General features: G+C 65.2%; 20 protein-coding genes. All 20 read right to left on the minus strand.

Annotated elements, in window-relative coordinates; translation table 11 throughout:
• Positions 1 to 54: 54 nt before the first annotated feature.
• The 20 genes from pyrF to rpsD all read right to left on the minus strand — a co-directional run bounded on the left by pyrF (position 55) and on the right by rpsD (position 21116).
• Complete coding sequence (pyrF, locus tag KNN17_RS15960) at positions 55 to 936, minus strand: orotidine-5'-phosphate decarboxylase (RefSeq protein ID WP_078109001.1); 882 nt, start codon at positions 934 to 936, stop codon at positions 55 to 57.
• On the minus strand, positions 929 to 4249 hold the full coding sequence (gene carB, locus KNN17_RS15965) for a carbamoyl-phosphate synthase large subunit (RefSeq protein WP_241709965.1): 3321 nt from the start codon (positions 4247 to 4249) through the stop codon (positions 929 to 931). The genes pyrF and carB overlap by 8 nt, the downstream gene beginning before the upstream one ends.
• Positions 4249 to 5526, minus strand: a complete 1278-nt coding sequence (gene carA / locus KNN17_RS15970) for a glutamine-hydrolyzing carbamoyl-phosphate synthase small subunit (RefSeq protein WP_241709966.1) — start codon at positions 5524 to 5526, stop codon at positions 4249 to 4251. The genes carB and carA overlap by 1 nt, the downstream gene beginning before the upstream one ends.
• Positions 5507 to 6028: a PH-like domain-containing protein gene (locus tag KNN17_RS15975; RefSeq protein WP_241709967.1), complete on the minus strand. Its 522-nt coding sequence runs from the start codon at positions 6026 to 6028 to the stop codon at positions 5507 to 5509. Before KNN17_RS15975 ends, carA begins: the two co-directional genes overlap by 20 nt.
• The gene (locus tag KNN17_RS15980) at positions 6028 to 7377 is read right to left on the minus strand and encodes a dihydroorotase (RefSeq protein ID WP_241709968.1); all 1350 of its coding nucleotides are present in this window, start codon (positions 7375 to 7377) and stop codon (positions 6028 to 6030) included. Before KNN17_RS15980 ends, KNN17_RS15975 begins: the two co-directional genes overlap by 1 nt.
• The gene (locus KNN17_RS15985; RefSeq protein ID WP_241709969.1) at positions 7377 to 8390 is read right to left on the minus strand and encodes an aspartate carbamoyltransferase catalytic subunit; all 1014 of its coding nucleotides are present in this window, start codon (positions 8388 to 8390) and stop codon (positions 7377 to 7379) included. The genes KNN17_RS15980 and KNN17_RS15985 overlap by 1 nt, the downstream gene beginning before the upstream one ends.
• Positions 8387 to 8968 (minus strand): bifunctional pyr operon transcriptional regulator/uracil phosphoribosyltransferase PyrR, encoded by a 582-nt coding sequence (pyrR, locus tag KNN17_RS15990; RefSeq protein ID WP_241709970.1) that lies wholly within the window; start codon positions 8966 to 8968, stop codon positions 8387 to 8389. The genes KNN17_RS15985 and pyrR overlap by 4 nt, the downstream gene beginning before the upstream one ends.
• Before the next feature lie 194 nt (positions 8969 to 9162).
• On the minus strand, positions 9163 to 9573 hold the full coding sequence (gene nusB / locus KNN17_RS15995; RefSeq protein ID WP_078108995.1) for a transcription antitermination factor NusB: 411 nt from the start codon (positions 9571 to 9573) through the stop codon (positions 9163 to 9165).
• Entirely contained in the window at positions 9573 to 10136 is a 564-nt protein-coding gene (efp, locus tag KNN17_RS16000) for an elongation factor P (RefSeq protein WP_078108994.1), read from the minus strand. The genes nusB and efp overlap by 1 nt, the downstream gene beginning before the upstream one ends.
• 156 nt (positions 10137 to 10292) lie before the next feature.
• Entirely contained in the window at positions 10293 to 10814 is a 522-nt protein-coding gene (locus KNN17_RS16005) for a tetratricopeptide repeat protein (protein WP_078108993.1), read from the minus strand.
• Positions 10811 to 11902 carry a 3-dehydroquinate synthase gene (gene aroB, locus KNN17_RS16010; protein ID WP_241709971.1) on the minus strand — a complete coding sequence of 364 codons (1092 nt, stop codon included), beginning with the start codon at positions 11900 to 11902 and terminating at the stop codon, positions 10811 to 10813. Before aroB ends, KNN17_RS16005 begins: the two co-directional genes overlap by 4 nt.
• Positions 11899 to 12465 (minus strand): shikimate kinase, encoded by a 567-nt coding sequence (locus KNN17_RS16015; RefSeq protein WP_290439685.1) that lies wholly within the window; start codon positions 12463 to 12465, stop codon positions 11899 to 11901. Before KNN17_RS16015 ends, aroB begins: the two co-directional genes overlap by 4 nt.
• Complete coding sequence (gene aroC, locus KNN17_RS16020) at positions 12465 to 13664, minus strand: chorismate synthase (protein ID WP_241709972.1); 1200 nt, start codon at positions 13662 to 13664, stop codon at positions 12465 to 12467. The genes KNN17_RS16015 and aroC overlap by 1 nt, the downstream gene beginning before the upstream one ends.
• A gap of 29 nt (positions 13665 to 13693) precedes the next feature.
• Entirely contained in the window at positions 13694 to 14617 is a 924-nt protein-coding gene (locus KNN17_RS16025; protein ID WP_241709973.1) for a shikimate dehydrogenase, read from the minus strand.
• Entirely contained in the window at positions 14614 to 16317 is a 1704-nt protein-coding gene (mltG, locus tag KNN17_RS16030; RefSeq protein ID WP_241709974.1) for an endolytic transglycosylase MltG, read from the minus strand. Before mltG ends, KNN17_RS16025 begins: the two co-directional genes overlap by 4 nt.
• Positions 16314 to 16904 carry a Holliday junction resolvase RuvX gene (gene ruvX, locus KNN17_RS16035; protein ID WP_139359771.1) on the minus strand — a complete coding sequence of 197 codons (591 nt, stop codon included), beginning with the start codon at positions 16902 to 16904 and terminating at the stop codon, positions 16314 to 16316. Before ruvX ends, mltG begins: the two co-directional genes overlap by 4 nt.
• Positions 16905 to 16906: 2 nt before the next feature.
• Entirely contained in the window at positions 16907 to 19585 is a 2679-nt protein-coding gene (alaS, locus tag KNN17_RS16040) for an alanine--tRNA ligase (protein WP_078108986.1), read from the minus strand.
• Positions 19586 to 19716: 131 nt separating this feature from the next.
• Positions 19717 to 19929 carry a hypothetical protein gene (locus KNN17_RS16045; RefSeq protein ID WP_241709990.1) on the minus strand — a complete coding sequence of 71 codons (213 nt, stop codon included), beginning with the start codon at positions 19927 to 19929 and terminating at the stop codon, positions 19717 to 19719.
• Between the two features lie 42 nt (positions 19930 to 19971).
• Positions 19972 to 20346 (minus strand): DUF948 domain-containing protein, encoded by a 375-nt coding sequence (locus KNN17_RS16050; RefSeq protein WP_078108984.1) that lies wholly within the window; start codon positions 20344 to 20346, stop codon positions 19972 to 19974.
• Positions 20347 to 20495: 149 nt separating this feature from the next.
• Entirely contained in the window at positions 20496 to 21116 is a 621-nt protein-coding gene (gene rpsD / locus KNN17_RS16055; protein ID WP_078108983.1) for a 30S ribosomal protein S4, read from the minus strand.
• Positions 21117 to 21205: the final 89 nt, after the last annotated feature.

Raw genomic sequence — 21205 nt, forward strand, 5'->3', positions numbered from 1 at the left:
AGCTATCGCGTGGTCGCTACGGAGCGCAATGCATTGGACCAACCAAGATCGGGCTCAGCCTTCCAGCAGTCCGTCGCGCGTGGCCTCAGTGGCGGAGCGCAGTCCGGCAATCGCAGGACCGGCGGCGAGGATTCCACGGCTCGACGTCGCCAGGACCGCCGGGTATGCCGCGCCGAAAGTGGCACGCAGATCCGCCGGAGTTGCCCCCTGCGCGCCCAGTCCGGGTGCCAGGATGGGCCCGTGGACGGCGTCGAGGTCCAGCCCGAGTTCCGTGAGGGCGCCGCCGATCGTGGCACCGACCACCAGACCGACGGACCCCATGGCACCGGAATAGCGACGGTTTTCCTCGGCCGCGGCCTCGGCGATCCGCCGCGCGACCGATTCCGAGCCGCCTACGTGCTGCACGGACTTGCCCTCGGGGTTGGACGTCAGGGCGAGCACGAAGACACCGCGGCCGGACTCGGCTGCGAGGTCGAGTGCCGGTCGCAGCGACTCGAAGCCGAGGTACGGGCTCAGCGTGACCGAGTCTGCCGCCAAGGCGGAACCATCCCGTAGCCAGGCGTCGGCGTAGGCAGCCATCGTGGAACCGATGTCTCCGCGTTTGGCGTCGGCGATGCTCAGCACTCCGGCGTCGGCTGCGACCGCAAGGGTCCGTTCCAAAACCGCCATGCCGGCGGAGCCGTGGCGCTCATAGAGCGCCACCTGCGGCTTGACCGCGGCAGCGAGCGTCGCCACGGCCTCCACGACCGTGAGCGAAAAGCGTTCCAGGCCTGCGACGTCGTCGTTCAATCCCCAGTCCGCCAAGAGCCCCGGGTGCGGGTCAATGCCGACGCACAAGGGGCCACGGGCGGCCATCGCGGCCGCCAGGCGGGAACCGAACGGCTGTGGTCCCGAGCTAAGAACAGCCTGCTGCGCGGCTGCGGCGGACTCAGGCATTGACGGCCTCGGCTGCCGCGGCCTGGGAAGCTGACAGCGCAGCGGCGTGCTCCTGCAGGCTCGTCACCGACCACTCGTAAGTGCGCAGCGCCTCGATGGCCTGCACCGCGGCGTTGAACTCCGCAACCGTGGTGATGCAGGGGATGCCGATGGACGTAGCGGCTGCACGGAGTTCGTAGCCGTCGCTGCGGGCTTCGCCCCCGGAAGGCGTGTTGAAGACCATGTCGATCTCGCCGGCGATGATGAGGTCCGCGATGGTCCCCTCGCCTTCGGCGCTGCTGCCTTCGGCGACCTTGCGGACCGGGGTGGCCTGGATGCCGTTGCGGCGCAGGACATCCGCGGTGCCGCCCGTGGAGACAATCTCGAAGCCGAGATCGGACAGGCGCTTGACGCCCATGATCACCGAACGCTTGTCGCGGTTGGCGACAGAGACAAAGATCTTTCCTTCGGTGGGCAGCGCGTTGTTGGCAGCGGCCTGGCTCTTCGCGAATGCGGTGTCGAAGTGCTTGTCGATGCCCATGACCTCACCGGTGGAACGCATTTCCGGGCCGAGCAGCGAGTCCACTACCTTGCCTTCCGGCGTGCGGAAACGGCTGAACGGCAGCACGGCTTCCTTCACCGCGACGGGAGCGTCGAGCGGCAGGGTTGAACCGTCGCCCGTTTCCGGCAGCATCTTGTAGGCGCTGCGCAGCTGGTTGATGGTGACGCCGGTGCCGATCAGGGCCGCAGCCTTGGCCATCTGCACGCCCGTTGCCTTGGAGACGAACGGAACCGTGCGGGAAGCGCGCGGGTTGGCCTCGAGCACGTAGAGCACGTCGGAGGCCAGCGCGAACTGGATGTTGATGAGCCCACGGACGCCTACGCCTTCAGCGATGGCCCTCGTGGCCGTGCGGACGCGCTCGATCACGTTGCTGCCGAGGGTGATCGGAGGCAGGACGCACGCGGAGTCACCGGAGTGGATGCCGGCTTCCTCGATGTGCTCCATGATGCCGCCGAGGTACATGTCCGTGCCGTCGAAGAGCGCGTCGACGTCGATTTCGACGGCGTCCTCGAGGAAGCGGTCGATCAGCACTGGGTGGTCCGGGGTGATTTCCGTGGCGTTGGCGATGTAGCGCGAGAGGTTGGCTTCGTCGTAGACGATCTCCATGCCGCGGCCGCCCAGCACGTAGGACGGGCGGACGAGGACCGGGTAGCCGATCTCGTCGGCGATCTTCTTGGCGTCCTCGAAGGACACGGCGGTGCCGTTCTTCGGGGCGATCAGGCCCGCCTGGTCGAGCACGCGGGAGAACATGCCGCGGTGTTCGGCGAGGTCGATCGCTTCCGGGGAGGTGCCAAGGATCGGCACGCCGGCGTCTGCCAGCTGCTGTGCGAGCTTGAGCGGGGTCTGGCCGCCGAGCTGCACGAACACGCCCATGACGCCGCCCGTGCGCTCCTCGGCCGCGATGACTTCGAGGACGTCCTCGAGAGTCAACGGTTCGAAGTACAGGCGGGTGGAGACGTCGTAGTCCGTGGAGACGGTTTCCGGGTTGCAGTTGACCATGACGGTCTCGTAGCCGGCCTTGCGCAACGCCATGGAGGCGTGGACGCACGAGTAGTCGAACTCGATGCCCTGGCCGATGCGGTTGGGGCCCGAGCCCAGGATGATGACGGACGGCTTGGAGTGCAGGCCGACCTCGTCCTCCTCGTCATACGAGGAGTAGTGGTACGGGGTGTACGCGGCGAATTCGGCGGCACAGGTGTCCACCGTCTTGTAGACCGGGCGGATGCCCAGGGCCTGCCGGACGCCGCGGACAACGGCCTCCGGGTTGTGCGTCAAGGCGCCGATCTGCTCGTCCGAGAAACCGTGGCGCTTGGCGTTGCGGAGCATGTCCTCCGTCAGGGCGCCGGCCTTGCGGATATCGTGGGACATTTCGTTGAGCAGCTGCAGCTGGTCCAGGAACCACGGATCGATCTTGGTGGCGGCGTAGAGGTCCTCGACCGAAGCACCGCCGAGCAGGGCGCGTTGGACCTGGTGGAGGCGGTCCGTCGTCGGGCGCTTGGACTTCTCGATGAGCTCCGGAACTTCCCACTCGGGCACGTGGCTGAAGTCCAGCTGCGAACCCTTCTGCTCAAGCGAGCGGAGGGCCTTCTGCAGAGCCTCGGTGAAGTTGCGGCCCATCGCCATGGCTTCGCCGACGGACTTCATGGTGGTGGTCAGCGTGTTGTCCGCGGCAGGGAACTTCTCGAACGCGAAGCGGGGAACCTTCACGACGACGTAGTCGAGCGTCGGCTCGAACGAAGCAGGGGTTTGCTGCGTGATGTCGTTGGGGATCTCGTCCAGCGTGTAGCCCAGGGAGAGCTTGGTGGCGATCTTGGCGATCGCGAAGCCGGTGGCCTTGGAGGCCAGCGCCGAGGAACGCGAAACACGCGGGTTCATTTCGATGACGACGACGCGCCCCGTGTCCGGTTCGATGGCGAACTGGATGTTGCAGCCACCGGTGTCGACGCCGACTTCGCGGATGACGGCGATGGAGATGTCGCGCAGCCGCTGGTACTCGCGGTCAGTCAGGGTCAGGGCCGGGGCAACCGTGATCGAGTCGCCGGTGTGGACACCCACCGGATCGAAGTTCTCGATGGAGCAGACAACAACGACGTTGTCGTTCTTGTCGCGCATCATTTCCAGCTCGTACTCTTTCCAGCCGAGGATGCTCTCTTCCAGCAGGACCTCGGACGTGGGGCTGTACTGCAGGCCCTGGCCCACGATGCGGCGCAGGTCGTCCTCGTTGTACGCCAGGCCCGAGCCCAGGCCGCCCATGGTGAACGACGGTCGGACAACCATCGGGTAGCCGAGGTCTTCCGCCGCAGTCAGTGCTTCGTCCATGGTGTGGATGATGTGGCTGCGGGCCGATTCGGCGCCGCAGCGTTCCACGACGCCCTTGAACTTTTCACGGTCCTCGCCGAGTTCGATCGCGGCAATGTTGGCACCGATGAGTTCGACGTTGTACTTCTCGAGCACGCCGTTCTTGTCCAGGGCGATGGCCGTGTTGAGGGCCGTCTGACCACCCAGCGTAGGCAGGACGGCGTCCGGGCGCTCCTTGGCGATGATCTTTTCGACCACCTCGGGAGTGATGGGCTCGACGTACGTGGCATCCGCGAACTCGGGGTCCGTCATGATGGTGGCCGGGTTGGAGTTCACGAGGATGACGCGCAGGCCCTCCTCTTTGAGCACCCGCAGTGCCTGGGTGCCGGAGTAGTCGAATTCGGCCGCCTGGCCGATGACGATCGGGCCGGAACCGATAACGAGGACGCTCTTGAGATCTGTACGCTTTGGCATTACTTGGTGTCCTCGTTCTTCGCGGAGTTCGATGTCTGAGTGTCGGCGGCCTGCGCGGCGGCCTGGCCGTTCTTCGTGCTCTCCATCAGATCGATGAAGCGGTCGAAGAGGTAGGCGGCGTCGTGCGGCCCGGCTGCGGCTTCGGGGTGGTATTGGACCGAGAAGGCCGGGATGTCGAGGCAGGCGAGTCCTTCGACGACGTCGTCGTTGAGGCTCACGTGGCTGACCTCGACGCGTCCGAAGCGCTCCTCGGGAGCCATGGTGGCGCCGTCCATGGGAGCGTCGACGGCGAAGCCGTGGTTCTGGGACGTGATTTCGACCTTGCCGGTGCGGCGGTCCATCACCGGCTGGTTGATCCCGCGGTGGCCGTACTTGAGCTTGTACGTGCCGAATCCAAGGGCCCGGCCCAGGATCTGGTTGCCGAAGCAGATTCCGAAGTACGGCATCTTCTCATCCAGCACGGCGCGGAGCAGCTTCACCTGGGCGTCCGCGGTGGCGGGGTCGCCGGGGCCGTTGGACATGAAGAAGCCGTCAGGGTTGACTGCCTTGACGTCTTCCAGCGTTGCGGTGGCCGGCAGGACGTGCACGCGTACGCCGCGTTCGGCGAAGCGGACCGGGGTCATCGCCTTGATGCCAAGGTCGATCGCGGCGATGCTGAACTTCGGCTCGCCGTCCCAGCCATGGTCCGCGGGCTCGACGACGTATGCCTCGTCGATGCTCACTTCTTCGGCCAGGCGGGCACCTTCCATGGGCGCGCTGGCCAGGACGGTGTCCAGGAGCTCCTTGTCGGTGGCCTTGGCCGCCTCGCCGGAGAAGATCCCGGCGCGCATGGTCTTGTGCTCGCGCAAGTGCCGGGTGATGGCGCGGGTGTCCACGGCCTGGATGCCGACAATGCCCTGTTCGACGAGTTCCGCGTCGAGGCTGCGCTCCGAACGCCAGTTCGAGGGGCGGCGCGCGGCGTCGCGGACAACGTAGCCGGCCACCCAGATGCGGCGGGACTCGGCGTCTTCCTTGTTCACGCCGGTGTTACCGATGTGCGGAGCCGTCTGGACCACGAGCTGCCGGGCGTAGGAGGGATCCGTGATGGTTTCCTGGTATCCGGTCATGCCGGTGGCGAAGACCGCCTCGCCCAGGGCCACACCGGTGGCGCCGTAGCTCCGGCCGCGGAACGTGCGGCCGTCTTCGAGGACCAGCACGGCCGCGGAGGACTCTGCTGGATTGGTATTGCCTGTCACTGCGTTGGTGTCCGTCACTTTGTTACTTTCCACTATCGGCATCTGCCTGGGGGGCTGCAGAGATCAATTCTTGAAGTGCTTCGAGGAGCGGTTGCTTGTCGGCGGCGCGCCTGGTCCTGAATCCGGTATCGAGTTCGTGTTCTCCGAGCATCCAGCTCAAGACCACGAGTCCATCCTTCTCCACGAACTTGCCGGCCATGCCGTCGGCGCTGCCGCAATCGGTCACGGCCTCCGCCGGAACGAACAATGGTGCTGTCCCCTTCCGGTCGAAGAGGACGCCTTCCGGGTGGACGCTCACTTCCGCGTTGCCGCGGAAGCCAAGTCCGTGGACGGCGACCCGGTCGAGCCAGTCTCCCGCCGTCGTCGTTGCCACATACTGGCCTTCAGCCACGATGCCGGCCGGGCTGAGCCTCTCCGGCACGTCCGGAAGCTGCCCGAGGCCGGCCTGCCGCTTGAGCCTGCCGCGCCAACCTATCGCGATGAGTCCGGCCGCAGCCGCGGCAAGAACCACGACGAGGAGCAGGGAAGCAAGTTTGTTGTCCATCAGTTGTTGCTGCCGGCGCCGGCCGGCTCCGCTGCATGGCGGTACGGCGTGTTGAGCTTGCCGTCCAGTACGGTCGGGTGGCCCTTGAAGAACGTGGCGACGACGGCGCCCGGCAGCTCCCTGCCCGCAAACGGTGAGTTCCGGCCCATGGTGGCCATCTTATGCGGATCCACTGTCCACCGGGCAGCCGGGTCCACGAGGATGACGTTCGCGGGCTCACCGGCTTCGAGCGGACGCCCCTGATCTGCCACGCGTCCGATGGCCGCGGGCACCGTGGACGTGACGCGGGCGAAGTCGGCCCAGGTCATGAGCCCGGTTTCGATCATGGTTTCCTGGACGACCGACAAGGCAGTCTCCAGTCCCGTCATGCCCATTGCCGCCTGGGCCCACTCGCACTCCTTGTGCTCGCTTGGGTGCGGGGCGTGGTCCGTGCCGACGACGTCGATGGTGCCGTCCGCGAGCCCGGCACGGAGCGCCTGGACATCCGCGTCGGTGCGCAGGGGCGGGTTGACTTTGTAGACGGGGTCGTAGCTGCGAACCAATTCGTCAGTCAGCAACAAGTGGTGGGGCGTGACCTCCGCCGTGACGTTGATCCCCCGTTCCTTGGCCCAACGGACGATCTCCACTGAGCCGGCGGTGGACACGTGGCAGACGTGGAGGCGGGAGCCCACGTGCTGGGCCAAGAGGACGTCCCGGGCGATGATGCTCTCCTCGGCGACCGCGGGCCAACCGGCCAGCCCGAGGACGGCGGAGACGGTGCCCTCGTTCATCTGGGCTCCCGCGGTGAGGCGGGGTTCCTGGGCGTGCTGGGCCACGACGCCGTCGAACGCTTTGACGTACTCCAGGGCGCGGCGCATCAGCACGGGATCGTGGACGCAAATGCCGTCGTCGGAGAAGACGCGGACCTGGGCGCGGGAGTCCGCCATGGCGCCGAGCTCGGCGAGCTGCTCACCGGCGAGCCCTACTGTGACCGCGCCGACCGGACGCACATCCACCCAACCGGAGGCGCGGCCCAGGCTGTGGACCTGCTCGACGACGCCGGCGGTGTCAGCCACCGGGTTGCTGTTGGCCATGGCGTGGACCGCGGTGTAGCCGCCAAGGGCCGCGGCGCGGGTACCTGTTTCGACGGTTTCCGCGTCTTCGCGCCCAGGCTCACGCAAGTGGGTGTGGATGTCGACCATGCCGGGAAGCGCCACGAGGCCGGCGGCATCGATCACGGTGGCTCCTTCGGCGGAAAGGCCGATGCCGCGCCCGGCGATGACGCCGTCGCGGATCAGCAGGTCCTCGGCGTCGCCACCCAGGATGGCCGCACCGCGGATCACGTAGGTCCCTGTTGCGGTTTCGGTCATCAGTTGCTCTCCTTATCGGAACGGGCGGTGCCCGGCATGGGGGCGGCTTCACGGGAATCCCCCGAGAGCAGCAGGTACAGTGCGGCCATCCGGACCGACACGCCGTTCCGGACCTGGGCAAGGACGGTGGAGCGCGGCGAATCGGCGGCGGCAGAAGAAATCTCCAGCCCCCGGTTCATGGGGCCGGGGTGCATGATGATGGTGTCCTTGAGCCCGAGATCGTCGAGGGCACGCAGGCGGGCATCGTCGAAGCCCCAGCGTCGCGAATACTCGCGGGTGGAGGGGAAGAAGGACGCGTTCATGCGCTCTCCCTGGACGCGCAGCATCATCATGGCGTCCACTCCGGCCTCGAGGGTCTCATCGAGGTTGTAACTGACCTTGCAAGGCCAGTGTTCGACGCCGATCGGCAGCAACGTGGGCGGTGCCACGAGCGTCACTTCCGCGCCGAGGGTGCGCAGGAGCCACACATTGGAGCGGGCGACGCGGGAGTGCAGGACGTCGCCCGCGATGGCGACGCGCATGCCCGTGAGGTCCGCGCCCGTGGATGACGAACTGTGCAACCTGGACCAGTGGCGGCGCATCGTGAACGCGTCCAAGAGGGCCTGCGTGGGGTGTTCGTGGGTGCCGTCGCCGGCGTTGATGACGGCTGCGTCGATCCAGTCGGTGGAAGCCAAGCGGTGCGGAGCCCCGGAAGCCCAGTGGCGGATGACCACAGCATCGGCACCCATGGCCGCGAGGGTCTGCGCGGTGTCCTTGAGGGACTCGCCTTTCGACACCGAGGAACCCTTGGCAGCGAAGTTGATGACGTCGGCGGAGAGCCGCTTGGCCGCGGCCTCGAAGGATATGCGGGTGCGGGTGGAGTCTTCGAAGAAGAGGTTGACCACGGTGCGGCCGCGCAGGGCGGGCAGTTTCTTGACTTCCCGGTCCCCTACGGCCGCCATCTCTTCGGCGGTGTCAAGGATCCGGATGGCGTCCGCAGCGCCCAGGTTCTCGGTGGAGAGCAGGTGCTTCATGCGCCTGCCTCGATCACTACTTCATTGATGGGCAGGCCGTCCACGGAATCGAATTCTTCGAGGTGGACCCGGACCTTTTCCGAGGAGGACGTCGGCAGGTTCTTGCCGACATGGTCGGCGCGGATCGGCAGTTCGCGGTGCCCGCGGTCCACGAGGACGGCCAGGCGGACGATGCGCGGCCTGCCGAGGTCGATGATCGCGTCGAGGGCTGCCCGGATGGTGCGGCCCGAGTACAGGACGTCATCGATGAGGACAACAACCTTGTTGTCGATTCCGGACAACGGCACCTTGGTGGGGTACGGGGGCCTCGCGGGCTGGTGGGATAGATCGTCACGGAACATGGTGACGTCCAGCTGACCGACAATCGCGGAAGCGTTCACGGATGGATCGGCGGCGGCGATTTTGCCAGCCAGCCTCACGGCCAACGGATAGCCGCGGCGTGGGATGCCCAAAAGAACCAGATCCTGGGAACCCTTGTTGGCTTCGAGGATCTCGTGGGCGATACGAGTGAGCGCACGGTCGATGTCCGCGTGGTTGAGAACAACCCGGGACGGCACCGGCGCAGTGACTTCAGTCATCGCTCGTCTCCCCTTTCCCCGCCTCACTGGACGGAATTAAAAAAGGAACATTTGCTCTTCAAAATTACCACAGCGGCAATACCCGGCTGCCCAGGGTCTCTTGAGTTCAGCCCAACTGACTGGCAGCAGATGTCGTTATGAAGGCTCATAACGACCTCAAGTGCCAGTCAGTTGGGCTGATCTTCCAATGCCGCCTAAGCGAGCAGTGACGGCTTCAGCGTCTGCAACCGGCCGAGGAGGCCGTTGATAAACGCAGGAGATTCGTCGGTGGACATGACCTTGGCCAAGGCAACGGCTTCGCTGACGGCCACGCCGTCCGGGACGTCGTCGTTGTAGAGGAGCTCCCACGCGCCGATCCGCAGGATGATGCGGTCGACCGCGGGCATCCGCTCCAAGGTCCAGCCCTGGGCGTAGGTCTGCAGGAACTCGTCGATGGTGGGCTGCATGGCAACCACGCCTTCCACGATGTCCATCGTGTACGGGTTGACGACGAGGTCGGTCATTTCCCGGCGGGCCTTCAAGACCTCGAAAGCGGAGGCGGAACGCTGCTCCGCCTCGAACAGTACTTCGAGGGCCCTGTTACGGGCCTTACCACGGGCGCTCACTAGTCGCTGACCCGGCCAAGGTAGCTGCCGTCGCGGGTGTCGACCTTGACCTTGGTGTTGTTCTCAACAAACAGGGGCACCTGGATCTCGTAGCCGGTCTCGAGGGTAGCCGGCTTGGTTCCAGCCGAGGAGCGGTCGCCCTGGAGGCCCGGCTCGGTGTAGGTGATCTCGAGGACGACGCTCGGGGGCAGTTCGATGTAAAGCGGAGTGCCCTCGTGGATGGCGATGTTGACCATCTGGTTTTCCAGCATGAAGTTGGTGGCGTCGCCTACCGTGGCACCGGAGACCGTGATCTGGTCGAAGTCCTGGGTGTCCATGAACACGAAGTCCGCGCCGTCCTGGTACAGGTACTGGTAGTCGCGGCGGTCGACCGTGGCGGTTTCGATCTTGAGGCCGGCGTTGAAGGTCTTGTCGACCACCTTGCCCGACATGACGTTGCGCATCTTCGTGCGCACGAACGCGCCGCCCTTGCCCGGCTTGACGTGCTGGAACTCAATGATGTTCCAGAGCTGGCCCTCGAGCTTCAGCACGGTTCCGTTCTTGATGTCATTTGTGGTTGCCACTAGTATCCTCTGGTTTCTCTCACTGGTTCTAGCTACGCCTCTGGCTTCCAGCCCGACTATGCCAAGCAGGCATGCCTTGACGGCCGCCAGCGCGTATTTATCAAAAATCCAAAGTCCATTCTACCGGCAAAATGCGTCACGCCTTCCGCGCCCTTGTCAGGAGGCGAGCTCGAGGACGTTCCGGGCGCGTTGAAGGGCCACAGCCGAGGAGTAGATCAAGGAAGCGTCAGCCGCCAGTGCGACACGCAGGTCCAGGGCCTTGGTGAACGACTCCGCCGCGGCGACGTGATTGCCGGCCACAAAATAGGCGCGCCCCAGATACTGATGGACGACCGGTTCCTCGGCGGTTCCGTGGACTTCGCCCAGTAGCCGGCGGAAGAGTTCCACGGCCCGGTCGAAGCGGTTGGTGGCGCGGTGCAGTTCGGCTTCGAAGATCCGCAACTTGAACGACTCGGGATCGCTGTAGCGCGCCTCCGCCAACAATTCGGCGGCCTCTCCCGGGTGGCCTTCGAGCATCAGTGCCATGACGCGGTCAGCGGGGTCGCTGGACTCAGCCAGTGCCGACTGCATGACTTCCTCGTTGACGATGGCCGGCAGGAGCGTGTCCGGATTGGTCCGCACTCCTGGAAATCCTCCCGTGGGCCAGTCACTGATAGTGCTGAAGGTCTCGGTGGTCATGATGCGATTTCCTGGTAGGCAGCGAAGAGCAACGAAGTGTCCGGAACGTCGAGGATTCCGGGTTTGGCCACGCCGTCGAGCACGACGAAGCGCAGGAGGTCTCCGCGGGATTTCTTGTCGCGGCGCATGCCGTCGAGCAAGCCTTGCCAGCGGTCCCGGCGGTAGGTGACCGGCAAGCCGAGTCCCTCCAGGATGGTGCGGTGCCTGTCGGCGTCGACGTCGGAAAGCCGGCCGACGCTGCGGGCGAGTTCGGCAGCGAACATCATGCCGACCGAAACCGCTGCACCGTGGCGCCATGAGTAGCGTTCCACGAGTTCGATCGCGTGGCCGAGCGTGTGCCCGTAATTGAGGATTTCACGCAGGCCGGATTCCTTGAGGTCTTCGGAAACCACGTTCGCCTTGACCGCGATGGCGCGTTCGATCAGCTCGCGGAGCACCGCCGAGCCGGGATCGGTGACTTCCTCCGGCTTGTTTTCGACCAGTTCCAGGATGGCGGGATCGGCAATGAAGCCGCACTTGATGACCTCTGCCATTCCGGAGACCAACTCGTTCCTGGGCAACGTCTGGAGCGTGTCCAGGTCCGCAAGGACAGCTGCGGGCGGATGGAAGGAACCCACCAGGTTCTTGCCTTCAGCCGTGTTGATGCCGGTCTTGCCGCCAACCGACGCGTCCACCATGCCGAGAAGGCTCGTGGGCATGTGGATGACCTTGACGCCTCGCAGCCAGGTGGCGGCGACGAATCCGGCGAGGTCGGTGACCGCGCCGCCGCCGACCGCCACGATCGCGTCGGAGCGGGTGAAGTCGTTCTGGCCCAGCACTTGCCAGCAGAACGCGGCAACCTGGATGTGCTTGCCTTCTTCGGCATCGGGGATCTCGGCGGTGAGGGCGGTGAACCCGGCAGCCTCGAGTTCGGCCCGGACCGTATCGCCCGTGAGGCGCAAGGCACGAGGGTGGATCACGAGAACCCGCCTGACGCGCTCTCCCAGCTTCGCGGGAAGGGTCTCCAAGAGGCCGCGCCCGACGACGACGTCGTAGTTCTCGTTGGCGGACTGGCCAGTGACCTTGATGACAGTTGCTTCGTTGCTCACTTTTGCACTTCCTCTTTCAAGGCCGCGTATTCACGCAGTCTTTCCTCCACGTGGAGGGCGATTTCCGCAACGGTTCCGGACCGGACGTCGACGGTGATGTCTGCAAGGCGTTCATAGACAGGACGCCGGGCGGCGAAGAGGGCATCCCATCGGGCCATGGCGTCGCCGGCCAGGAGTGGCCGGCCTGTATTGCGGGCAATGCGCTCAGCGACTGTCTCCGCGTCGCACTCAAGGTAGATCACGGTGCAGCCGCCCAGCAGTTGTTGCGTGCCGGAATCGAGCACTGCGCCTCCACCCAGCGAAACCACCGCGCCGTCGATGTTCGCAGCTTCAACGGCACGTGCCACCGTCCTGGCCTCGATTTCCCGGAAAGCATGTTCTCCACGGCCGGCGAAAATATCCGCGATCGTACCGTGGTGCTCGACGATGACGGAGTCCGTGTCAACGAAGGGCACGCCCAATTGTTGGGCGAGCTGCTGGCCGATGACCGACTTGCCGACGGCCATTGGCCCCACCAAAGCGATCGCGCGCCCGTAAGCGGCGCCCGGACTACAGCGGGCCACTAGTGGCCAACCGAGTCCAGGGTTGCCGGGATGCTGTCCAGGTAACCCCGAAGGTTCCGGGCGGTCTCGGCGACCGAATCACCGCCGAACTTCTCGGCGACGGCCTCGGCCAGCACAAGCGCGACCATGGCCTCGGCAACGACACCCGCCGCGGGAACGGCACAGACGTCGGAGCGTTGGTGGTGGGCCTTGGCGGCCTCGCCCGTGCTGACGTCGATGGTCTTCAACGCACGCGGGACGGTGGCGATGGGTTTCATGGCGGCGCGCACACGCAGGACCTCGCCGATGCTCATGCCACCCTCGATGCCACCGGCACGGTTGGTCTTGCGGACGATCCGGCCGGTCTCGTCCTTGACGATTTCATCGTGGGCCGCGGAGCCGCGGCGGGCCGCTGTCAGGAAGCCATCGCCGACTTCGACGCCCTTGATCGCCTGGATACCCATCAGGGCAGCAGCAAGGCGCGAGTCGAGGCGACGGTCCCAGTGCACGTAGCTTCCGAGCCCCGGCGGAAGCCCGTAGGCCAGGACTTCGACGACACCGCCGAGGGTCTCGCCTTCCTTGTGTGCCGCGTCAACCTCGGCCACCATCGCGTCGGAGGTCTCCCGATCGAAGCAACGCAAAGGATCGGCATCGAGGGCCAGGACGTCGGACGGCACGGGGAGCGGGCGACCCTCGGGCACGGTCACGCTCGCGATGGAAACGGTGTGGCTCACCAGCTCGATGCCAAGCTGCTTCAGGAATTGCGAGGCCACGGTACCCAGGGCAACGCGGGTGGCGGTTTCCCGGGCACTGGCGCGTTCCAGGACAGGCCGGGCCTCGGGGAATCCGTACTTCTGCATGCCCGTGAAATCCGCATGGCCGGGACGCGGCCGTGTCAACGGCGCATTGCGGGCCTGGTCCGCGAGGATCGCGGGGTCCACGGGGTCGGCAGACATGATCTGCTCCCATTTGGGCCATTCGGTGTTGCCGATCTGGATCGCGACGGGGCCCCCCTGCGTCACGCCGTGCCTGACGCCGCCAAGGATGCTCACTTCGTCCTGCTCGAACTTCATCCGGGCGCCGCGGCCATAGCCGAGCCGGCGACGCGCCAAGGCGTCGCGTATTTCCTCGCTGGTGAGTTCCACACCGGCGGGGACGCCTTCAACAATTCCGAGCAGTGCCGGGCCATGGGATTCACCGGCAGTCAACCAACGCAACATATATCCAATCCTGCCATGTAAGGCCCTTACTAGACCCGCCGGGGAAGCCCGACTGAGTCACACATCACATCTATGACATCGGCGGTGACGTCGGCTCCGGAAAACAAGCGGATTTGCTCCACGGCTTGGTACAGCAACATCTCCAGCCCCGGAACCACTACCCCACCCCGGGAATGCCACGCTTCGGCGATGCGGCTGGGCCACGGATCGTAGGCGACATCCAGAAGCACACCCCAGGCATCGCCGGGAAACTTGTCATCGCCGGGAAGCCTGCCGGCGCCGGGAAGCCTGCCGCCGCCGGGAAGCCTGCCGCCGTCGGGAAGCTGTTCGAGCTGCGTTGCGATCCCGTCTGCCGCCCGGGGCGGCAGCGTGGAGATCACCAGGTCGAGTCCGGCCATGCCTTCGGCAGCTTCAGCCAGCGGCCGGAGGTGAATGGAAAGCCCGACGGCGGCTGCCGCGGCTTTCGCCTCGGCAGCCCGTCCGGCGTCGCGCACGAAGACGTCAACGTGTTTCGAACCGAGCTCCCGGAGTGCCGCAATGGCCGCCGCGGATGTCCCGCCTCCGCCAAGGATCGCGGAATCCGGCTGCTCTGTGACTCCTGCGTTCCTGACGGCGTCTACGATGCCGGCCACATCCGTGTTGTGACCGATCCGCCGCACGCCCTGGCCGGTGGCTTCAAACGCGACCGTGTTGATGACGCCCAATTGCGCCCCCGCCCCCCGGACCTCGTCGACTTCGTCCACCATGGCGGTCTTGAGGGGCATCGTGACCGACAAACCGCACCAGTCGTCCCCTGCCTGGAGGCCCGCCATGAAGGCCGGGAGCCGCTCAACGGTGACGTCGATCGCCGAGTATTCGATGTCGAGCCCAAGCTTCGCGTAGGCCGCGCGGTGGAGCGCCGGTGACTTCGAGTGACCGATAGGGTGCCCCAGGACGGCGGCACGTCTACTCACACGCACCGTCCCGCGTTGGCTGCACACCACGCGTTGTATTGGTCAACGTACTTGAGGTGTTCCGCCAAAGTGCTGGAGAACTTGGTTTCCTTGGTGTCCAGGTTGATGGTCACCCAGTAAAGGTAGTTGTTGGCTGTCGGCTTGGCGGCGGCATCGATCGCCGTCTTGCCGGGTGAACCAATGGGACCCACCGGAAGGCCTACGTTGGCGTAGGTGTTGTACGGGTTGCTCTTGTCGGCCTTCTGGGCATCGGTCAGGTGGAAGGTCTTGGTACCCAGGCCATAGGTAACCGTGGCGTCCGACTGGATGAGGCCGTTCGTCTCGGTGTTGCCCGGTTTGAGCCTGTTGTAGATGGCGCCTGCCACGTTGCCATAATCGGCTTGGCCGCCTTCAGCCTGCACGATGCTGGCCACTGTGATGGTCTGGTACTGCTTGACCGGATCCGTGACACCCTGGGCCTTGAGCTCATCGGTTGTCGACGTGACGAGCTTCTGCAGGATGTCCTTGGCAGAGGTTCCAAGGGGGAAGCGGTACTCCCCCGGTGCCAGGAAGCCCTCCAGGTTCTTCGCCTGGGCGGGGAGGCCAAACTGGCCCGGCGAGTCGCTGAGCGCCTTCAGGTCGGACAACGGGATGCCCGAGCCCTTGGAGATCGCGTCAAGTGATTCACCGATCCGCAATCCCGCACTAAGCGCGAAATACATGACCTTGGAAGTGTCCTTGCCGATGAGCACGTTCACCGCATCGGAGTTCTTCATTTCCGTCCGGAAGGTGAAATCACCGGGTGAGAGTTCACCCCCGGCAGCAGTGAAGGCCGCCACGAACGTATCGGCGTCGGCAATGACGTGCTGGCTCTGAAGGTTTGTGGCGACCAGTTTGGGGCCGGAACCCGGCGCTACAGTGATGGTCACCGAGCCGGTACCCGGGCCGGGGTAGTCGCTGACCTTGTCCATCCCGAGCAATGGCTTCAGGAACTGCGCCCCAACGGCGACCGCCGTGACGAAGACCGTGAGCGTGAGCAGGAGAGCAACAAGGCGGCGGCGCCTGCGGACCTTCTTCGAGCGGGCCTTCGGCACAGGAGTCGCAGCCGCCATGAGGTCATGGGCAGGGTACGCATCGTGGACCTCGTAAGCCAACTCGGGATCGTGGTGCTCAAGACCCTCTTCATGGGCAGGCAGCTCGTGGAACTCGTCAGCGTGCGCGACATCGTAGCCGGCAGCGTCGTCGTGCTCCATGGCGTCAGGGTGCACCATGTCGTAGTGGGCAGCGTCGAACGGCTGCGCTGGGTCTTCGTGCTGCGCTGGGTCTTCGTGCTGCGCAGGGTCTTCGTGCTGCGCAGGGTCTTCGTGCTGCAGGAAGCCTGCATCCGAAGCATCGTGCTGCTGAACGTCCTCGTCCGCTTGAACCGGTTCGCCGTGCGCAGCCGCGCTTTCGGAAGCAGCGCCTTGGTTGGGAACACCGTGGTCGTGGAGGCCAGCGGCATGGGTGGTCGCTTCAGGGGCCGCCGGCCCGTAGTCCGGGACATATGCAGGCTGCGGCTTCGGAACCTCGGCAGGCTCAAAGTGGACAGGCACTGGTGGTGGCAGAACCTCCTGGTTCTGCGTCTCCAGGAAGCGTTCCCTGGCACGGATTTCACGACGAGTCAGAGGCCGGGTACGGTCTTCTGCTGCGTCGTTGGAGGGGTCGTTGTTGACCGGGCTCACAGTTGTCTTCCCCTCGTTGGAGAGTGTGGATCAATGCCGGAGGCCGGAAGCGGCGCACTGGCACCGTCAATGTGTTGGGGTGGCATCGGCGCCTGCACGCGCCTGCCCACATCCGCACCTCTGGCTTTTTGCATGTCGATCGCGTGCTGCAGAATTCCGGCAGCGGCAACCTGATCCACCACTTTACGATGATCTTTGCTGCTCATGCCAGCTTCATGGAGATTGCGGTGGGCCGTCACGGTGCTGAGCCGCTCGTCCACCATGTTGACCGGGACGTCGAGCCCACGGCGCTGCAAGTGGGCTGCGAGCAACTCCGCGTAGTCGCTCGCCATGACGGCGGACGCGTGTTCCTCGCCCTTCATGGTGCGCGGCAACCCGACGAAGACCTGGACGACGCCGAGCTCCGCTACCTGCCGGACAATGACCCCGATGTCGGAATTCTTCTTGGCGTCCCGGCTCACCGTCTTGAACGGCGTCGCCAGGATTCCGTCCGGGTCGCAGATGGCGACTCCCACACGGACGGTGCCGACGTCCACCCCCAGTTTGATGCCCCGGGGGTAGTCGTCGTTGCGCGCAATGGCCTCCAAGATCAGCGCTTGGTTATCGCGTCCACAACGGCCGCAAGGGCCGGTGCGATCTTAGCGGCGTCGGTTCCGCCGCCTTGGGCGACATCGTCCTTGCCACCGCCGCCCCCGCCGAGGATTCCCGCGGCCACGCGGACCAGGGCACCTGCCTTGACGCCGGCTTCGCGCGCAGCCTCGTTGGTGGCCACGATAATGACGGGACGGTCGTTGCTGACACCGGCCACGGCAACCGTGGAGGCGTCGGAGCCGAGCCGGTTGCGCAGGTCCATGGCGAGGCTGCGAAGGTCGTCCGCTCCCCCGACCTGGCCGGCGTCGTGTGCCACTACCCTGACGCCTGCGGCATCCCGGGCCGTGGCGACGAGGTTCCCGGCGGCTGCAGTCAGCTGCTCTTTGCGGAGGCGGTCGAGTTCTTTCTCGGTTGCCTTGAGCTTGGCCAAGGTGCTGGAGATGCGGTCGGCCAACTGGCCCGATGGGACCTTGAGCATCTCCGTGAGCTCAGTGACGAGCGCGCGCTCGGCTGCGAGGTGCCGGAAGGCGTCCAGGCCAACGAAGGCTTCCACGCGGCGGTTTCCCGAACCGACGGACTGTTCGCCGAGCAGCGACAGGCTGCCGATGAGGGAGGTGTTGGCCACGTGGGTGCCACCGCAGAGTTCACGGGACCACGCGCCGTCGATCTCCACAACACGGACTTCGCTGCCGTAGTTCTCGCCGAAGAGGGCCATGGCGCCGAGGGCCTTCGCTTCAGCGAGGCCCATGATCTTGGTGTCCACCCGGAAGTTGTTGCGGATCGCGATGTTCGAGACCTCTTCGATCTCGGACCGCGTGGCGGCGCTCAGCCCCTCGCCCCAGGCGAAGTCGAAGCGCAGGTAACCGGCCTTGTTGAAGGAGCCGCGCTGGGTGGCCTCCGGGCCGAGGATCTGGTGCAAGGCGGCGTGCACGATGTGCGTACCCGTGTGTGCCTGCTCTGCGGCGTGGCGGCGTTCGCGGTCGACGGCGGCGCGCACCAAGGCGTCCGAGGCGATCTCGCCTTCGCGGACGATCGCCTTGTGGACGCTCAGGCCCTTCACGGGGCGCTGGACGTCGAGGACCTCGACGACGAAACCGTCACCGGTGATGAGGCCCTTGTCGGCCGACTGGCCGCCGGCCTCCGCGTAAAACGGCGTCTCGTTCAGCACGAGCTCGATTTCGTCGCCCGTCGAAGCGTGGGCAACACGCCGGCCGGAGCTGACGATCCCGCGGACGCGGGCCTCGCCTTCCAGCTCGGTGTAACCGGTGAAGACGGTCTCGCCTTCGGCCAGGAGCTCCTGGAAGGCTGAGACATCGGCGTGTCCGCCCTTCTTGGACTTTGCATCTGCCTGCGCACGCTGGCGCTGTTCGAGCATGAGGCTGCGGAATTCGGCTTCGTCAACCTTCAAGCCGGCTTCCTCGGCCATTTCGAGGGTGAGATCGATCGGGAACCCGTAGGTGTCGTGCAGCGCGAAGGCATCCTCGCCGGACAAGGGCTTTCCGGCAGCCTTGGAGAGCACCACGGCTTCCTCGAGGCGGGCAGTGCCGGAGGCGATGGTGCGCAGGAAGGCCTTTTCTTCGGCATAGGCAATGCGGCTGATGCGATCGAAGTCGGTCTCCACCACGGGGTAGACGCCCTTCATGGCGTCGCGGGAAGCCGGCAGCAACTGCGGGAGGCAAGCCTCTTCGACGCCGAGGAGGCGCATGGCACGGACGGCACGGCGGATCAGCCGGCGCAGGACGTAGCCGCGGCCCTCGTTGGACGGGGACACGCCGTCGGAGATCAACATGAGCGCCGAACGGATGTGATCGCCAACAACGCGCATTCGCACGTCGTCCGTGTGATGAGGGTCGTCGGGAGACTCGGCGGAGGTGTACTCCTTGCCGGACAGGGCCGCGGCCCTGTCGATGACGGGACGGACCTGGTCCGTTTCGTACATGTTTTCAACACCCTGCAGGATCATCGCGAGGCGCTCCATGCCGAGGCCGGTGTCAATGTTCTTCTTGGGCAGCTCGCCAACGATGTCGAAGTCCACCTTCGAGCGGACGTTTTCGATCTGGTACTGCATGAACACGAGGTTCCAGATTTCGACATAGCGGTTTTCGTCCGCGATGGGACCGCCTTCGGCGCCATAGGCCGGGCCGCGGTCGTAGTAGATTTCCGAGCACGGACCGGCAGGACCAGGCTGCCCGGTGGACCAGTAGTTGTCCGCCTTTCCCATCCGCTGGATGCGCGAGGCGGGGATTCCCGTGTTCTTGAGCCACAAATCCTGGGCTTCGTCGTCTTCCTCGTAGACCGTCACCCACAGGCGCTCAACATCGAGACCATAGCCGCCGTCGTCGACGCTCTTCGTGAGCAGTTCGAAGGCAAACTTGATGGCGTCTTCCTTGAAGTAGTCCCCGAAGGAGAAGTTTCCGCACATCTGGAAGAACGTCCCGTGGCGTGCGGTCTTGCCGACTTCCTCGATGTCGCCGGTGCGGATGCACTTCTGCACGCTCGTGGCGCGGTTGAAGGGCGGTTCCTCGCGGGCGGTCAGGTAAGGAATGAACGGAACCATGCCGGCCACAGTGAAGAGAAGGGAAGGGTCGCTGGATACGAGCGACGCTGAGGGAACGGCGGTATGGCCCTTGCTGACAAAAAAGTCCACCCAGCGTTTGGTGATCTCCTGCGACTTCATTAGCTGATTACTTACCCTTCTCAATTCACTGCACATGAGTTTGTGCGCGGTTTTGGCATGTGCCATCGCCGCAGCTTCTAATTCTGCCCTGTTGACGGCCGCTTGGGCGAACCGCGGTGCCTGGCGGCTGCTTAACGGCTCCCTGCGTCGGACTCCGCGATGCCGAGCGCGGCACGGAGGTCGACTTCGCGTTCATTCATTCCGGCGCGCACGGCATCGGCGAAGTCGTAGACGCCGTCAGCCAGTCGCGCTACCGCGCGGTTCAGGCCGTCGGGACCAATACTGGCCTGTGCTTGGGTGATCTTGCGGAAGGCGATGACCCCGATTGCCACGCCGATCCCCATCCAGACAATTCTTTTCACAGTGTTCCTGACTTACGAACGGATTCAGCGGCTGCGGCGGCCACTGCTCGGCTTGCGGCGGGCGGCAAAAGCCGAGCGCACTCCATAGCTGAAAGCTGCCACCTTGATGAGCGGCGAACCGACTGTTGCGGCCACCAGCGAGGACAAAGCAGAGATGTTGGCGGAGGCATCGGAAACGTTTGAAGTGATCCCGTCCACCCTCTTCAGCTGCTGGTTGGTGGTGGACACCGTTGCCGTGACTTCGTCCATCAAGGGCGTTGCTCCGTCGCTCAAGGAGCGGATGGAGGTGCGGACTTCATCGAAGACGCGCCCGAGTTTGAGGATCGGCACGGCCAACAGCACCACAAGGAGCGCGAAAACTCCGGCCGCGATCAGGCCTGCAATATCGCCACCAGTCATGGACACTCATCTCCTAGCATTTGTTGCGTTGCCGTTGGTGCTCGATCTCGATCGACACGGGTACCCCCGGCGTGGCTTCCCCAAGTACCTTACATACAAAAAAGCCCGCGGCGCGTGCCACGGGCTTCTTTGTAGGTGCTTGCTGGAAATCAGCGAGCGTAGAATTCGACCACGAGCTGCTCTTCGCAGGTCACGGGGACCTCAGAGCGCTTCGGGCGACGAACCAGGCGTGCCTGCAGGGCGTCGATCTTGACGTCCAGGTAAGCCGGAACGGAGTTCAGCACGTGTGCACCGGCAGCTGCAACCTGGAACGGAGCCATGACTTCGCTGCGGCTGTGAACGTGGATGAGCTGGCCTTCAGCAACGCGGAACGACGGGCGGTCCACGCGGATGCCGTCAACGAGGATGTGGCGGTGCACAACCAGCTGGCGGGCCTGGGCGATGGTGCGGGCAAAGCCGGCACGCAGCACGAGGGCGTCGAGACGCATTTCGAGCAGTTCGATCAGGTTTTCACCGGTCAGGCCCTTGGTGCGACGTGCTTCTTCGAAGGCACGGGTCATCTGGGCTTCGCGGATGCCGTACTGGGCGCGCAGACGCTGCTTTTCGCGCAGACGTACGGCGTAGTCGGAGTCCTGCTTCTTGCGGGCACGGCCATGCTCACCGGGGCCGTACGGACGGCGCTCCATGTACTTGGCGGCCTTGGGAGTCAGAGCGATGCCGAGTGCACGCGAAAGGCGTGCGGTACGGCGAGCACGAGTGTTGTTAGCCACTTGTGTCCTTCCAATATCTGCGGTGTGTCAGTGTTACTGGCCTCCATGAGGGAGAGCATCGGCCAACCGCTGCCTTTTGCTACGGGGCG

Origin of the sequence: Arthrobacter bambusae, from assembly GCF_022606295.1 — a bacterium.
Classification (GTDB): domain Bacteria; phylum Actinomycetota; class Actinomycetes; order Actinomycetales; family Micrococcaceae; genus Arthrobacter; species Arthrobacter bambusae_A.